The sequence below is a fragment of the Kribbella pittospori genome (genome assembly GCF_004331465.1).
In the GTDB taxonomy this organism is placed as follows: Bacteria; Actinomycetota; Actinomycetes; order Propionibacteriales; family Kribbellaceae; genus Kribbella; species Kribbella pittospori.
This window is the reverse complement of the sequence record NZ_SJKB01000004.1, coordinates 410,565-424,479: the sequence shown is the minus strand read 5'-3', so window position 1 is coordinate 424,479 and position 13,915 is coordinate 410,565. Positions and strand designations below refer to the sequence as shown.

Annotated in this window: 15 protein-coding genes; 7 read left to right on the top strand and 8 right to left on the bottom strand. The window is 68.3% G+C overall.

The features are described from left to right. Positions 1–7 precede the first annotated feature (7 nt). From sppA to E0H73_RS15590, 5 genes are all read right to left on the bottom strand, one after another. Positions 8–1,660 (bottom strand): signal peptide peptidase SppA, encoded by a 1,653-nt coding sequence (gene sppA, locus E0H73_RS15610; RefSeq protein WP_131355871.1) that lies wholly within the window; start codon positions 1,658–1,660, stop codon positions 8–10. Between the two features lie 110 nt (positions 1,661–1,770). Then, positions 1,771–2,718 carry a hypothetical protein gene (locus E0H73_RS15605; RefSeq protein ID WP_131355868.1) on the bottom strand — a complete coding sequence of 316 codons (948 nt, stop codon included), beginning with the start codon at positions 2,716–2,718 and terminating at the stop codon, positions 1,771–1,773. 120 nt (positions 2,719–2,838) lie between these two features. Beyond that, positions 2,839–3,963 (bottom strand): CU044_5270 family protein, encoded by a 1,125-nt coding sequence (locus E0H73_RS15600; protein ID WP_131355865.1) that lies wholly within the window; start codon positions 3,961–3,963, stop codon positions 2,839–2,841. Next, the gene (locus E0H73_RS15595) at positions 3,963–4,592 is read right to left on the bottom strand and encodes an RNA polymerase sigma factor (RefSeq protein ID WP_131355862.1); all 630 of its coding nucleotides are present in this window, start codon (positions 4,590–4,592) and stop codon (positions 3,963–3,965) included. The genes E0H73_RS15600 and E0H73_RS15595 overlap by 1 nt, the downstream gene beginning before the upstream one ends. A 152-nt stretch (positions 4,593–4,744) precedes the next feature. After that, entirely contained in the window at positions 4,745–5,077 is a 333-nt protein-coding gene (locus tag E0H73_RS15590) for a hypothetical protein (RefSeq protein ID WP_131355860.1), read from the bottom strand. Positions 5,078–5,211: 134 nt separating this feature from the next. Between E0H73_RS15590 and E0H73_RS15585 the strand changes: the two genes are divergently transcribed. The 4 genes from E0H73_RS15585 (at position 5,212) to E0H73_RS15570 (ending at position 9,292) form a co-directional block, all read left to right on the top strand. Further along, positions 5,212–5,526 (top strand): STAS domain-containing protein, encoded by a 315-nt coding sequence (locus tag E0H73_RS15585; protein ID WP_131355856.1) that lies wholly within the window; start codon positions 5,212–5,214, stop codon positions 5,524–5,526. 75 nt (positions 5,527–5,601) lie between these two features. Then, positions 5,602–7,581 (top strand): protein meaA, encoded by a 1,980-nt coding sequence (locus tag E0H73_RS15580; RefSeq protein WP_131355854.1) that lies wholly within the window; start codon positions 5,602–5,604, stop codon positions 7,579–7,581. A gap of 58 nt (positions 7,582–7,639) precedes the next feature. Next, positions 7,640–8,464, top strand: coding sequence for an aldo/keto reductase (locus E0H73_RS15575; RefSeq protein WP_131355851.1), 825 nt, complete (start codon positions 7,640–7,642; stop codon positions 8,462–8,464). A gap of 9 nt (positions 8,465–8,473) precedes the next feature. Then, positions 8,474–9,292 carry a M55 family metallopeptidase gene (locus E0H73_RS15570; protein WP_238164045.1) on the top strand — a complete coding sequence of 273 codons (819 nt, stop codon included), beginning with the start codon at positions 8,474–8,476 and terminating at the stop codon, positions 9,290–9,292. Here E0H73_RS15570 and E0H73_RS15565 read toward each other — a convergent pair whose 3' ends face one another. Continuing rightward, on the bottom strand, positions 9,293–9,778 hold the full coding sequence (locus E0H73_RS15565; RefSeq protein WP_131355845.1) for a pyridoxamine 5'-phosphate oxidase family protein: 486 nt from the start codon (positions 9,776–9,778) through the stop codon (positions 9,293–9,295). 83 nt (positions 9,779–9,861) lie between these two features. On the opposite strand from E0H73_RS15565, the gene E0H73_RS15560 reads away from it, so the two are divergent. Continuing rightward, positions 9,862–11,745, top strand: a complete 1,884-nt coding sequence (locus E0H73_RS15560) for a hypothetical protein (RefSeq protein WP_238164028.1) — start codon at positions 9,862–9,864, stop codon at positions 11,743–11,745. Here the strand turns inward: E0H73_RS15560 and E0H73_RS15555 are convergent. After that, the gene (locus tag E0H73_RS15555; RefSeq protein ID WP_131355842.1) at positions 11,734–12,441 is read right to left on the bottom strand and encodes an isocitrate lyase/PEP mutase family protein; all 708 of its coding nucleotides are present in this window, start codon (positions 12,439–12,441) and stop codon (positions 11,734–11,736) included. The two genes, E0H73_RS15560 and E0H73_RS15555, sit on opposite strands and share 12 nt — an antisense overlap. A gap of 8 nt (positions 12,442–12,449) precedes the next feature. Beyond that, positions 12,450–12,911, bottom strand: coding sequence for a carboxymuconolactone decarboxylase family protein (locus E0H73_RS15550; protein WP_131355839.1), 462 nt, complete (start codon positions 12,909–12,911; stop codon positions 12,450–12,452). A gap of 223 nt (positions 12,912–13,134) precedes the next feature. Here E0H73_RS15550 and E0H73_RS15545 point away from each other — a divergent pair, with 223 nt between their 5' ends. Together E0H73_RS15545 and E0H73_RS15540 are read left to right on the top strand one after the other, a co-directional pair. Continuing rightward, complete coding sequence (locus tag E0H73_RS15545) at positions 13,135–13,512, top strand: hypothetical protein (protein ID WP_131355836.1); 378 nt, start codon at positions 13,135–13,137, stop codon at positions 13,510–13,512. Between the two features lie 37 nt (positions 13,513–13,549). Next, the gene (locus E0H73_RS15540; protein ID WP_131355833.1) at positions 13,550–13,909 is read left to right on the top strand and encodes a hypothetical protein; all 360 of its coding nucleotides are present in this window, start codon (positions 13,550–13,552) and stop codon (positions 13,907–13,909) included. The last annotated feature ends 6 nt before the right edge of the window (positions 13,910–13,915 follow it).

The window sequence follows — 13,915 nt, the reverse complement described above, 5'->3', positions numbered from 1 at the left end:
GAGTCGCTTACCCCAGCTGCCAGTTGAGCGGCATCCGGAGCAGGCCGGCGGGTGGTAGGCCCAGGGCGCTGTAGAGGCTCGTGGTCAGGCCGTCGAGGGTGAGTGGTTGCATGGTCACAGCGAGGTCGTCTGTGGTTGTCGGCGGGCGGAGGCGTTCCAGCAGGTTGCGATGCGGGACTGTCGCCAGGGCGACCTCGTCGCGGTCCAGACCGGCTCGGTCGCAGGCCAGCGTGAGTGCGTGCTGGAAGCCACCGAGCTCGTCGACCAGTTTGCGGTCGTGAGCGTCGGCGCCGGTCCAGACCCGGCCCCGGGCCAGGGACTCCAGCTGCTCCTCGGGCAGACCGCGGTCCAGTGCGGCCTTGGCGACGAAGTCCTTGTAGATGCGGTCGAGCGTCTCCTCCAAGCGCGCCCACTGCTCGTCGGTGAACTCTTCCTGCGCGGAGTACATCCGCGCGTTCTCACCCTCCGACACGGCCTCCTGCGTGATCCCGATCCGGCCCAGTGCGTCCCGTACGACGCCCTTGCCGGTCAGTACGCCGATCGATCCGGTGATCGTGCCGGGCTGCGCGACGATCACGTCGGCCGGCATCGCGACGAAGTACCCGCCAGACGCAGCCACTGTGCCCATCGACGCGATGACGGGCTTCCCGGTGGACCGCAGCCGCAGTACCTCGTTGCGGATCGCGTCCGAGGCGACGTACGAGCCGCCCGGGCTGTCGACCCGGAGGATGACTGCCCTGACCTTGTCCTCTTCGGCCACGGCACGCAGCGCGGCGCCGACCGTGTCGGACCCTGAGCTGGGCCCACCGAGCGGGCTGCTGGAGTTGCGGCCGACGTTGATGCCGCCGGAGACGCGGACGACAGCCACCATCGGCTTCTGCGGCCAGGGGAGGACCTTGCGGAGCTCCTCCAGCGTGCGCGGACCGCGGCGGATGTACCGCTCGGCGAGCAGTCTGGTGCTTTCGCCGAGACCCTTCTCCAGGGCGTCGTACACATCGGATCTGTAGCCGAGGCGGTCCACCAGTCCGGCGTCCAGTCCGGCCTGTCCGGACAGTGGTGCGGTGTTCACGAGCTCCCGCACGCGAGCGGTGTCCAGCCGTCGTCGTACGGCGATGCCCTCGACGATCTGCTCGAACGCGGACTCGGCCAGCCGGGACGCCATCTCCCGCGCCGGACCGGTCATCTCCTTCTCGGTGAAGGTGTCAGCGGCGGTCTTGTACTCACGCCGCTTGCCGAACTGCGGGATCACTCCGGCCTTGTCCAGCGCCCCGCGGACGAAGATCGCCCCCACGGAGACCCCGGTGATGCCGAGCTCACCGGACGGCTGCACCCAGATCTCGTCGAACGCGGTCGCCAGGTAGTACGGGACGGTCCCGCCGCCGGCCTCGCCGAACGACTCCGTCCAGGCGAAGGCGGTCTTGCCCGACGTCCGGAAGTCGGCGACCGCCTCGCGCAGGTCCTGCACCTGGGCGAGCGACAACCGATGCCCGCCCAGGTGCGCGACCAGGCCGACGACTTCGTCGTCCCGCGCGCCCTTCCGCAACGCCGCCACCAGCTCACGCAGTGTCGGCAGATGCCGCGCGCGGAACGCGGCCACCGGCGAAGCAGGCGGCGTCTCGAGTACACCCCGGGTCAGATCCAGCTCCAGCAGAATCCCCATACAACGACCTTAGGCCGTGTCTGGTAATCCCCCGCCTACCGCACCGAGCACCTGCTCGCTACGGCGTGGGATCACCAGACACGACCTAGACGCCGCCAGCAACCCCCACTTCACTCGCCGACGAGTTGCGGACCCGCGTCGCCGGTCAGGAGGAAGCTCGCCGTACCGCCGAAGGTGGCCGGCGCGCTGCCGTAGTTGTTGATGACGGTCGACTCGCCGGTGGCCCGGCTGACGGCGTACACGGTCACCGTCTTGGTGTCGTTGTCGAACGCCGACAGCAGCGTGCTCGCCGCGCCGCAGCGCTGTGCGATCAGCGACTCGTACGCCGCGAACCCGGTGCTGCGGACCTTCTTCACGATCGGCTTCATCGGGTTGGTGACCGGCACCCGCACGGTGTAGAGCGAACCGCCGGTCAGCGAGACGAGCAGTGTGTCGTACGACGCCGTCTCGGCGATCAGCGTCATCGCCTTGACCGTGCCGAAGCCCGGTGCCGAGCCGAAGGCGCGGACCGTCTCGCCCACCGTGTACCGGTACAGGGAGCCGTTGGAGTGCAGCCCGTACAGGAACGAGTGCGGCGCGGCGCCCAGGACGTAGTTGGAGCTCGCGATCGCCCGGAAGCTGGTCCAGCCGGTGCCCAGCTTGACGGTGGCCAGGTCCGGGTCCGGCGCGACGTCGTTGTAGCTGACGATCGAGCCGTACAGGTTGGAGCCCTGCAGGATCAGGCTGGAGTAGTAGTCCTGCTGGGCGCCGTCGGTGAAGTACCAGGTGGTGCTGGCCCGGACGTTGAAGAGCTTGAAGGTCTCCAGCGGCAGAACCGACGGCGGCCGGGTGGCGGTGATGTCGTAGCCGCCGGCGGTACCGACGGCGTTCACCGCTCCGACCCCCATGCCGCAGGCTGCCGTGGCGGCCTGTGCCTTGGTGGTCGGGAGCTTGCCGGCCGACTTGCCGGTGGCTCGGTAGTTGTCGGGTTTCGGCGTGGCGGCGGTTGCCGGAACCGCAGCGGCGGCGAGCAGGCCCACCCCGGCGATAGCCAGCGCAGCACGTCGCATTCTCTTCAAGAGGAAGTCCCTTCCAGTATTCGATGCCTCACGGGCAGTGCCTGCCTCATCGTTGTGGTGGCACTCGGCGTTACGACGAATACGTTCCGTGACCATGCAGTGGCCAGCGGTACAGACCGGTCAACGGACGGTCGGCGAAGGGGGCTTCGGACTCTGGTCGGTCCAGCCGGACTCGAGCACGACGGTGGAGCCGCCCTTCAGGCCCTCGATCGTCGAGCTGAGCAGCCGGCCGGTGGTGGCGTCGATGATGTAGACGCTGCGGCCGCGCGCCAGAGTCGTGGTGGAGCCGCTGGGGATGGCCTTCGGCAGGTCGATGGTGATCTCCGTCCCGACTCGGCCGATCGGGTCCTTGACTCCGGTGCGAATGCGTGTCCCCGCAAGTGCGGCCAGCACGCGGAGGGCGGCGCCGCGCAGCTTCGGTGGCGACGGGGTTTCGAACAGGAGCTGGCCGGCAGCAGCGAACACGGCGTAGTCACGATCGGAGGGCGTCGGTAGCGGGTCGGCCGCTGTGACGAGGTAGGCGCGGAGGAGTGCCGGATCGGTCGGCAGCACCGCGATCTGCTGGGCGCTGAGCGGCGTGGTTCCGGTCAGGAAGTAGCCAGGAGGAACGTCCCGGAACGACATCTCGTGGATGACGGGCGCCATGGCCCGGCTGCTCAGCGGATCGCGGTCGCCCGGCACTTGCCAGGTCTTCGGTGATCCTTGGGCGCGCCACTTGGCTACGTCGGTCGCCGTCGCCGGGCCGTAGCCGAGCCCCGCCCAGCCGAACCACGACTCGACCCCGGGCTTCATCGGCATCCAGCTCTCGATGATCGACCGCCCCTGCACCGTGTACTTCGGCTGTCCCACGCGGACGGTCGGCCCCACCTGCAGGCTGCGCACCCGGAAGAACTTCCCGGACAGCTTCTCGTTCTTCTCCTGCTGCACCGCGGCCGCGATCAGCACCTGACTGGCGGTGGCGAGCCGAGGGGTCGTCGGAGTCACCGTTGCGGGCGCCACTCCGACGTCACTCCCGCCCCCGGTGCCACGCACCAACGGGACACCGAGCCCGACCACAGCAACCACTGCCGTCGCGGCAGTCACAGCAGTTCCCACCCAACCGGCCCGCGCAACCACCAACCACCGGCTGGGTCCGCGCTGCTCGCGGATCAAGCCGTCGAGTTGCTGGCGTGCGACGGCGGTCGCTTCCGGGGAAGGGGCATCAGCCGAGGGGAACGCCTTGCGGACGGAGTCGAGCTCGTTCATCAGGCGTCACCTCCCGTGGGGTTGTGGCCGAGTGATTCCCGGACGATCCGGCGGGCCCGGGACAGACGGGAGCAGACCGTGCCGTACGCGATCCCGAGCGCCGCGGCCACCTCGTCGTACGTGAGTTGGCCCAGGGCGACGAGCAGCAGTACCTCGCGGTCCTTGGCCGAGACCTTCGCCAGGGCGGCGGCCAGTTCGCGTCTCGTGCTTTGAGCGGTGACCTGCGCGGCGATCCGCTCCTCGGCTCCGGTCACCGGAAGGGGTGGTGGGAGTTTCGCCAGCGCCCGCCACGCGCGGACCTCGTCCCGCCGGTGCCGTCGGATCAGGTTGGTCGCGATGCCGTACAACCACGCCCGCACCACCCCGCTGCGCCGGTCGAACCGGTCCCGCTGCCGGAACGCGATCAGGAACGTCTCCGCCGCCAGGTCGTCCGCGACATCCGCGCCGAGCCGGCGGGCGACGTACCCGTGCACCTGTGGGAAGTACTTGTCGAAGATCGGCGTGAACCGGTCCGGCTCCCGCACCGACGCCTCCAGCAGCCGCCCGTCCTCGTCTGCTTCCGCGGGTACGGCGGCAGCCGGCAGCCGACCGGGGAACGCAAGGGTGGCCAGAGCCACGTCGGGCGTCATCGAACTCCTCGCGTCTGCTGTGCTGCCGGTCGGCTCACCCACTTCTTGCCCGATGTCCCCAGACCCCTTCTCGCGACCCCGCCTCGATCTCCTGACCCCGGCGGCTAGACGCGCGAGAGCGCTCTCCGGAGGACACGCGTGCGGGAGAAAGATCAGTGGGTGTCGAGCAGCCCGCGGGCGGCGGCCTCGTCGTTCGGCCACACGTAGACGGTCCAGCCCTCCTTGGTCCGGGCCGCGGTCGCCTTGATACCGAAGTCCTTCAGCATCGACACCTTGATCCGCGCCTCGTTGTAGGTCCGCACGGTCCGGACGTCGATCAGCAGCCCGAACGCGTCCCGCTCGGCGGGACGGGAATCGACCCGCCGAACCAGCGACCCGCCCTTGGCCTTCGAGAAAGCCCAGCGGCAAAGCAGTACCATCAGCCCGGCCAGGGCGATGGCCACGACCGGAAAGACGAAGTACTCCTCACCGAACACGGACACCATTGTCTCGCGAAATAAAAGGTCGCGAGGTCTTGGCAACCTTCCGTGTCTCCGGGGAGTCTTTACGATCACACAGCTGGACACGCTGCCACGCGGCCGATGACTCGGGGGCCGCCGGAAGAGCGGAGGGCACGGACATGCTCGCACCGACCCCGAACAACGTCGTACAACTGACCGGCATCCTGGACGTCCGCACCGTCGGCGACGTCCGGCAGACCCTGAACACCGTCATCGACACCTGCGTGGGCGACGTCATCGTCGACCTCGAACGGGTGGACGCCGTCGACGCCACCGGTCTCGGCCTGCTCGTCGCCACCCACCGCCGGACGCAGTCGCTCGGGCGGCAGCTCGTCCTGTGGCACCCGATGCCCTCGGTCATCCGGATCCTCGCCGTCACCCGGCTGCACCGGGTCCTGCGGGTCGAGCGGAGCCCGCTTCCCGTCGGCGCGTGAATGTGACCCAATCCCCTGGTGACACCGGTCACGAGGTCGCGACTCACAAGGGAACAGAGTCCTACTCTCGGGTACATGGCGACCGAGAAGGATCGACCGTGGGTGATGCGGACGTACGCGGGCCACTCGTCCGCTGCCGAGTCGAACGCGTTGTTCCGGCGGAACCTGGCCAAGGGCCAGACCGGTCTGTCGGTCGCGTTCGACCTCCCGACCCAGACCGGGTACGACGCGGATCATCCGCTGGCCAAGGGCGAGGTGGGCAAGGTCGGCGTACCGATCGCGCACCTGGGCGACGTACGGGCGCTGTTCGACCAGATCCCGCTCGCGCAGATGAACACCTCGATGACCATCAACGCGCCGGCGATGTGGTTGCTCGCGCTGTATCAGGTCGCGGCCCAGGAGCAGGGCGCACTGCCCGATGAGCTGACCGGGACGACGCAGAACGACATCGTGAAGGAGTACCTGTCCCGCGGCACCTACGCGTTCCCGCCGGACGCGTCCCTGCGGCTGACCACCGACGTCATCGCGTACACGGTCGCCAACATCCCGAAGTGGAATCCGATCAACATCTGCAGCTACCACCTGCAGGAGGCCGGCGCGACGCCGGTGCAGGAGCTTGCGTTCGCGTTGTCGACGGCGATCGCCGTACTGGATCGTGTTCGGGACGCCGGCCAGGTGCCGCCGGAGCGGTTCGGCGACGTGGTGCAGCGGATCTCGTTCTTCGTGAACGCCGGGGTGCGGTTCATCGAGGAGACCTGCAAGATGCGCGCGTTCGTCCGGCTCTGGGACGACCTGACGCTGAACCGGTACGGCGTGACGGACGCGAAGGCACGGCGGTTGCGGTACGGCGTTCAGGTGAACTCGCTCGGCCTGACCGAGGCGCAGCCGGAGAACAACGTGCAGCGGATCGTGCTCGAGATGCTCGGAGTCACGCTGTCGAAGAACGCCCGCGCCCGTGCGGTCCAGTTGCCGGCGTGGAACGAGGCGCTCGGGCTGCCGCGGCCGTGGGACCAGCAGTGGTCGCTGCGGATGCAGCAGGTGCTGGCGTACGAATCCGATCTGCTCGACTACGACGACATCTTCGACGGATCACACGTGATCGAGGCGAAGGTCTCCGAGTTGGTCGATGGCGCTCGCGAGGAGATCGATCGCGTCCAGGCGATGGGTGGTGCGGTCGCCGCGGTGGAGAGCGGGTACCTGAAGCAGGCGCTGGTCGCGTCGCATGCCGAACGCTGGCAGCGGATCGAGTCCGGCGAGCAGGTCGTCGTCGGGGTGAACAAGTTCGAGAACACCGAGCCGTCACCGCTCACCGCGGACTTGAACACCGCCATCCAGACTGTTGATCCCGCTGCTGAGAGCGCGGCGCTGGCGTCCTTGCGCGAGTGGCGGGCTAGCCGTGACGGAGCAGCAGTCGAGGCTGCGCTGGGCAAGCTGCGCGCGGTTGCGAAGACCACGGACAACCTCATGCCCGTCACCCTCGAGTGCGCCCGCGCGGGCGTGACCACGGGGGAGTGGGCAGGGGTCCTGCGGGAGATGTACGGCGAGTACCGCGCTCCGACCGGGGTCACCGGGTCGGTCGGCGTCTCCGGTGGTGGTGAGGCGATCGCCGCCGTACGCGAGAAGGTCGCCGCCACGTCGGAGGAGCTCGGCGGGCGCCTGCGTTTCCTGGTCGGCAAGCCCGGCTTGGACGGCCACTCGAACGGCGCCGAGCAGGTCGCCGTCCGCGCCCGCGACGTCGGCTTCGAGGTCATCTACCAGGGCATCCGTCTCACACCTGAGCAGATCGTCGCCGCCGCGGTCGCCGAGGACGTTCACTGCGTCGGCCTCTCGATCCTCTCCGGTTCCCACATGGAGCTCGTCCCCGCGGTCGTGTCCGGACTGCGTGCGGCCGGCCTCGACGACGTACCGGTCGTTGTCGGCGGCATCGTCCCCGACGCCGACGCCCGAGAACTCCGCTCCGCCGGAGTAGCCGCTGTCTACACCCCCAAGGACTACGACCTGACCGGCATGATGTCCGACGTAGTAGACGTCATCCGCCACGCCCACAAGCTGTAGGTGTCCGTGGGGCAACTGCTGTCGTGCTCGCGAGTTGTGGGCGTGGTAGAAGGAGTACATGACGGCTAACAGTGCTGAGGCGACTCTGAGGCTCTCGAACGGTGGGGCTATTCCGGTGCTTGGGCTGGGGGTTTGGCAGGCGGCGGACGGGCCGGAGACGGAGCGGGCGGTCGAGTGGGCCCTCGAGATTGGCTACCGGCTGATCGACACGGCTCAGGCGTACCGGAACGAGGCGAGTGTGGGGCGGGCGATCCGCAGCAGCGGGATCCCGCGGGAGGACATCTTCCTCACCACGAAGTTCTACCCGGGCAACAAGGACCCGCGCGCCGAGGCGGAGAAGAGCCTGGAGCGGCTCGGCACCGACTACCTCGACATGTACCTGATCCACTGGCCGCAGAGCGGACCGACGTGGGCCTGGCCCGGCATGGAAGCCTCCGTTGAAGCCGGCCTGACCAAGGGCATCGGCATCTCGAACTTCAGCGCGGCCGAGGTCCAGGAGCTTCTGAAGACGAGCCAGATCCAGCCGGCCGTGAACCAGATCCAGTTCAGCCCGTTCGAGTACCGCGCTGCCCTGGTCGCAGCCTGCGAGGACGCAGGGATCGTCGCCCAGGCCTACAGCCCGCTGGGAACCGGACGGCACCTCGGCGACCCGGTGGTCGCGCGGATCGCGGCTGCCACCGACCACACCCCCGCACAGGTCCTGATCAGGTGGGCAGTCCAGAAGGGGCTGTCGGTCATCCCGAAGTCCACCCACCGCGAGCGCATCGAGGAGAACTTCGCAGTCTTCGACTTCGAACTCGACGCCGAAGCCGTCTCCGCGCTGGACGCCCTCGACACCACCGGCCAGACCGACGAGGCTCTCGGTCAGAAGTGGTGGTCCTGACCCTTGAAGGTGTTCCTGTCGACTGACATGGAAGGTACGGCGGGGGTCGTCGACTGGGGCCAGGTCCGCGGTCCCGCACAGGAGTACGAGTACTACCGCGGACAGTTGCAGGCGGAGGTCAACGCCGCGATCGACGGCGCGTTGGCCGCGGGTGCGACCGAGTTTCTGGTCAACGACTCACATTCGACGATGCAGAATCTCCGCCCGGACGAGTTGCACGGCCGTGCCGGCTACCTGTCCGGGCGGCACAAGCCGCTGTACATGATGGAAGGCCTCGACGACTCCTTCGACGCGGCCCTGTTCATCTCGTACCACGGGTCGGCGAACTCCACGTCGTCGGTGCTCTTCCACACGTACAACCCCAGGGCGATCGCCGAAGTACGCCTCAACGGTGAGATCGCCGGCGAGGCCGGGGTCAACGCACTGGTTGCGCTTGCCCATGGGGTTCCCGTCGTCCTCATCTCGGGCGACCGGGTGACGATCGACGAGGCGCAGCCGTTCTGCCCCGACATCGAGTCCGTCGTCGTCAAGGAGTCGGTCTCGCACAACGCCGCCCTGTCCGTGCATCCGGACACGGCCCGCGAGCTGATCCGGGACGGTGCGCAGCGTGCAGTGGACCGGTTGGCCGACTTCCGGCTGCCGACCATCACGCTGCCGGCCGAGCTGACCATCCGGTACCACAACCGCGCGCTGGCCGAACTGGCCTGCGAACTCCGCGGCGTCGAGCGACGTGACGAGAAGATCGTTGCCCTGCGCAATGACGATCCGCTGCGGCTGTTCCGCACCTTCATCGCTGCGGTGTTCCTGAGCCGCGGCGTCAGCGAGTGATCACGACGACTTCTCTTTGATCAGATCCTCGACCGCCTTGGGGATGGTGGTCTCGAAGTCGAGGAGCTTGGCCCAGGTCGGGGTGATGGTGATGACGGCCATCTCGTCGTACAGACCCTTCACTCCGGCCTCCCAGTCCGGGTACTGCTCGTCGGTCATCACCTTGTGCCCGGCCAGCAGGTAGCCCTCCGGGACGCCGGGCACCACCTCGACCTCCGCGGTGCCGCGGATCAGCAGGACCTTCGGCGGGAAGGCTCCCTTGTCGATGGTGAGCGCGACCTTCGGGTTCTTCCGCAGCGCCGCGACCTTCGCCGCCTTCGGCACGGTGGCCATCTGGATCCGGTCGCCCTCGATCCAGAAGCCGATCGGAATCACCCTGGGGGCGCCGTCGAGTCCGTCGTAGGCGAACCGGGCCGGCCCGGGGCCGGTGATCAACGCCTGCGAGTGGGGCTTGGCCAGTACCGCTGCGATCTCGTCCTTGGTCATGATCGGATCCTTCCGTTCGGAGGTGTTCTCATCAGGGGGACGAAGCCGATGCGGTGCGCTCGACATCGATAGGTTGGGAAATCGTGGAAATCTTCGCATTCGGTCCGGGCACGGTCCAGGTCGGTGACGACGGGGCGGTCGAGCAGGTCGTCCACCCGGACGGACGGCGGGTCCTGCTCGATCCCGGACCCGTGCACGACACGCTGCACGCCTGGGGCAAGGGTTTCGTGATCACGGACCGTGGCAGCCACCGCTTCGACGACCCGGCGCTCGTGCGTTGGCGGCAGACCGGGCTCGATCTGCTCTACCAGTTGGGTGAGCTGGAACTGCGCGTCGGCCGCCGCTTCGGCGAGCAGTGGACGGAGACCTACGAGCTACGGAACGCCGGGGCCGAGCCGGTGACGGTCGGGTCGATTGCGATCAGTACGCCGTACCGCGACATCTATCGCTCGAGTCGGGAGAGTCTGACGGGGGCTGTGCACGCGCATGTGTGGACAGGTGGCGCGGATGCATGGGTGTGGGCGGTGCCGATGGACGGCAGCGGTCCCGGGCTCGGTCTGCAGCTGAAGGAAGGCGAACTGTGGGCGTACTCGGTGGAGTCGCGCGAGCCGGGGACGAGCAGCAACGTTCGTGGGCACATTTACCTTCACCCGACCGACCACGCTCGCGCGCAGCACGCGATGGGCGGTCAGCCGCCGATCACGCTCGCGCCGGGAGCGTCGTACCGGTGGACCTGGCAGCTGGCCTGGTACGACGACTTGCCGGGATTCCATGCGGACCGGCAGCCGCTCATCGGCGCTGACCGGCTGGCCGCCGAGGTGGGGGAGACGATCCAGCTCACCGGAGACGGTCCGAGTGCGGTCACGAGCGACGAGCCCGGTCTGGTGCACGTCGAGGCGACGGACGGCAAGCGGACCGCCCGGATCGCCGTACTGTTCCATCAGCCACTACGCGAGATCGCCGAGCGGCGGGTGCGGTTCATCCTCGAGCGGCAGCGCCGGCCGGAGCTGGCGGACAGTCGCCAGTACGCCTTCGTGCCGTACGACAACGACAGTGGGCTCACTGTGCTGTCGGGTGCATGGGCGGACTGGTCCGATGCGCGCGAACGGATCGGGATGGCGCTGCTGCTGCAGGAGGTCCGTGATCGCGGTTGGGGTGATCGGGCCGAGTTGGACGACGCGTTGGCGGGGTACGAGCGCTTTGTCCGCGAGCATGTGGTGGACGAGGACGGCACGGTCCAGGACGACAGCATTCATCAGGACCGGGTGCGGCTGTACAACTTCCCGTGGTTCGCGAGGTTCCTGCTCGGGCAGGGCGATCGGACAGCTGCCGCGCGCATCCTCGACCGGTACTACGAACTCGGCGGCGATCACTTCCTGGCGTTCGACCTCGGTCCGCTGCTGAGCGAACTCGGGATGCGCGATCACCTCATCCGGCATGCCCGCCAGTTCATCGCGTACGGCGACGAGTTGCCGCCGCACGAGGTCAACTACGAGCAGTCGATGGTCGCGCCCTTGCTCGAGCTACTCGTGGCGGCGTACCGGATGGCGCCCGACGAGATCGACGGCGCGGAGCTGAATCGCCGGTTACCGTGGCTGACCGCGTTCGCCGCCGATCAGCCCGACGTACGACTGCGGCATGTCGCGATCCGGCACTGGGACGGGTATTGGTTCGGCCGGCTGCGGTTGTGGGGCGACGTCTTCCCGCACTACTGGTCCGTGCTGAGTGCAGCTGTGTACGCCGCTTGGCCGCGGGAACTGGTCGAGCCGTCGACGGCGGCCTGGCTGGATGCCGCGACGGACTCGATCCTCCGCGCGAACCTGGTCAACTTCTCCCCGGACGGCTCCGCGACCTGCGCTTTCGTCTACCCGAGCTGCGTCAACGGACAGCCCGCCCATGTCGCCGACCCGCTGGCCAACGACCAGGACTGGGCATTGGTTTATGCCCTCAGGGCCTCAGGTGAGTGAGGGGAGCAGTTCGCGCAGGTTGTTCATCAGGTGGGTGTGGATGCTGGTGCCGTAGGAGATGCGGTGGGCGCCGGCGGCGATCAACTCAGCGGCGGTCGGACCGCCGATCGCTGCGTGGGCGTTGATCGGTCCGCCGATACCTTCGACGACCTCGGCCAGGACGTCGGTCGGGGCCATGATCGGGTAAACGCAGTCGGCGCCGGCGCGGCGGTACGCCCGGCCGCGGGCGATGGCGTCGGCCACATCACCACCGCGGATGAACACGTCGACCCGGGCGTTGATCACCAGGTCCGCACCTGCGGCGGCGCGGACCTCGGCCAAGTAGTCGGCCTGCCGCGCCGGGTCGGTGAGCACACGGTCCACCGAGTCCTCCAGGTTGCAGCCGACCACTCCGGTCTCGAGCGCGCGGTCGACGAACTCCTTCGGCGCCAGGCCGTAACCGGCCTCCAGATCAGCAGTCACCGGTACGTCGATCGCCCGCGCGATCTGGGCGACAGCGGTGAACATCTCCGCCGGTGGGGTCAGCTGACCGTCGTCGTACCCGAGGACGCGTGCGACCGCGCCGCTACTGGTCGCTATCGCTGGGAAGCCTGCCTCGGCCATGATCCTGGCACTGACCGGATCCCAGGCGTTCGGCAGGATCAGCGGCGTCCCGCCGTGATGCAAGGCCCGGAACTTCTCCGCTCCCGATGTCATCGCGCGGCTCAGCTCGGCTTGTAGTGGCCGGGCTCCATCCGTCCGGTCACCCCGACCCGGGTCCACATGTTGATCGTGATGATCAATGCGATCAACTGTGCCAAGTCCTTCTCGCCGAACACGCTTGCTGCCAGGTCGTACACCTCGTCCGGGACGTGGTCGATGCTGATCAGCGTGATCGCCTCGGTCAGCTCGAGCGCGGCCTGCTCCTCCTCGGTGTAGAACTTGCGCGCCTCCCGCCAGACCGGCAGCAGCGAGATTCGCTGCTGGTCGTCACCGAGGTGCAGGAGATCGAGCGAGTGCATGTCGGTGCAGTACGAGCACCCGTTCAGCTGGGAGGCACGGATCCTGATCAGGTTCGCCAGCTTCGGATCGATGCCGGCGTCGGAGACCGCGTCCAGCGCGATCATCGCCTGATAGAAGTCGGGAACCAGGTTGGCGAGCTTCACCCGCCGCGTCGTTGTGCTCATGCCACCAACCTAGGCCTGGATCGGCCCAGGTCGCTGGTCCACTTCCCCGCCGGATCCGGGGGCCAATTCTGCCGATCCTCAGACGCGGCGGGCGGCACCTTGGCCGAATCTGAGGGGTAGCACTGCATTTCTGAGGGGTCACCCCCGATGTGGCCAGAGGCCCCTGAGGCCGACTGTGAATGAAGAGCGGCGATCCCGCCGCCGCCGAATTCACGGAGGAATCATGAACCGCAAGTACACCGTCCTCGCTCTGTCCGCAGTCGCGATGGGCACCGTCGTTCTCACCACGCCGCAAGCGTCCGCCATGCCGAACGAGCCTGACTCCGCATCGGTCTCTCAGCGCGGCCCAGCGGCTCCGCCACCCGACTGGCCGGATGAAGGTAGCGGCTACCCGGGATCCGAGACCACCGGTCCGGAGTACAACTACCCGAACTACGACCCGGCCTACGAGGTGCCGGCCGGGAAGACCGTGTCGGCCCAGAGGCTGTCGGACGACAACGGTGTCGAGGCTCTGCAGGCCGGTGCCTCCGCACTCGGTGGTGCGGCCATCGCCTTCGGCGGCATGTGGCTGTACCGGCGTCGCCACGCGCTGGCCGGCTGATCAGGCCGTCCGGATTCCGCGGGATGAGGCACAGCCGATGTGGATGATCGCAGTGCTGACAAGCGTCGGGCTGGTTGTGGGGGCAGGGCTTCTGGCCCTGATCAGCCAGCCCGACCCCGGGCTCGACGATCTCGAACTCGAGTCCGCGAACTGGCGCCAGGTGGACGCCGAGGTGCTCTCGGTACTGCGGGCCGGCAACCGCACGTTCTTGCTGGTCCGCTTCCCGGTGGGCACCTCGTTGATTCGCAACGATGTTCGGTACCCCCTGCCGGGCCAGGTCCCGTACGCCGGGCAGCGGGTCCCGATCAGGTACGACCCGGTGGCACCGGCGCGGGTGGTCTTCGACCTGCATCCGGAGACCCGGAGAACGCCGAACCCGGCCGGGCAGTCGCATTGATCGTGT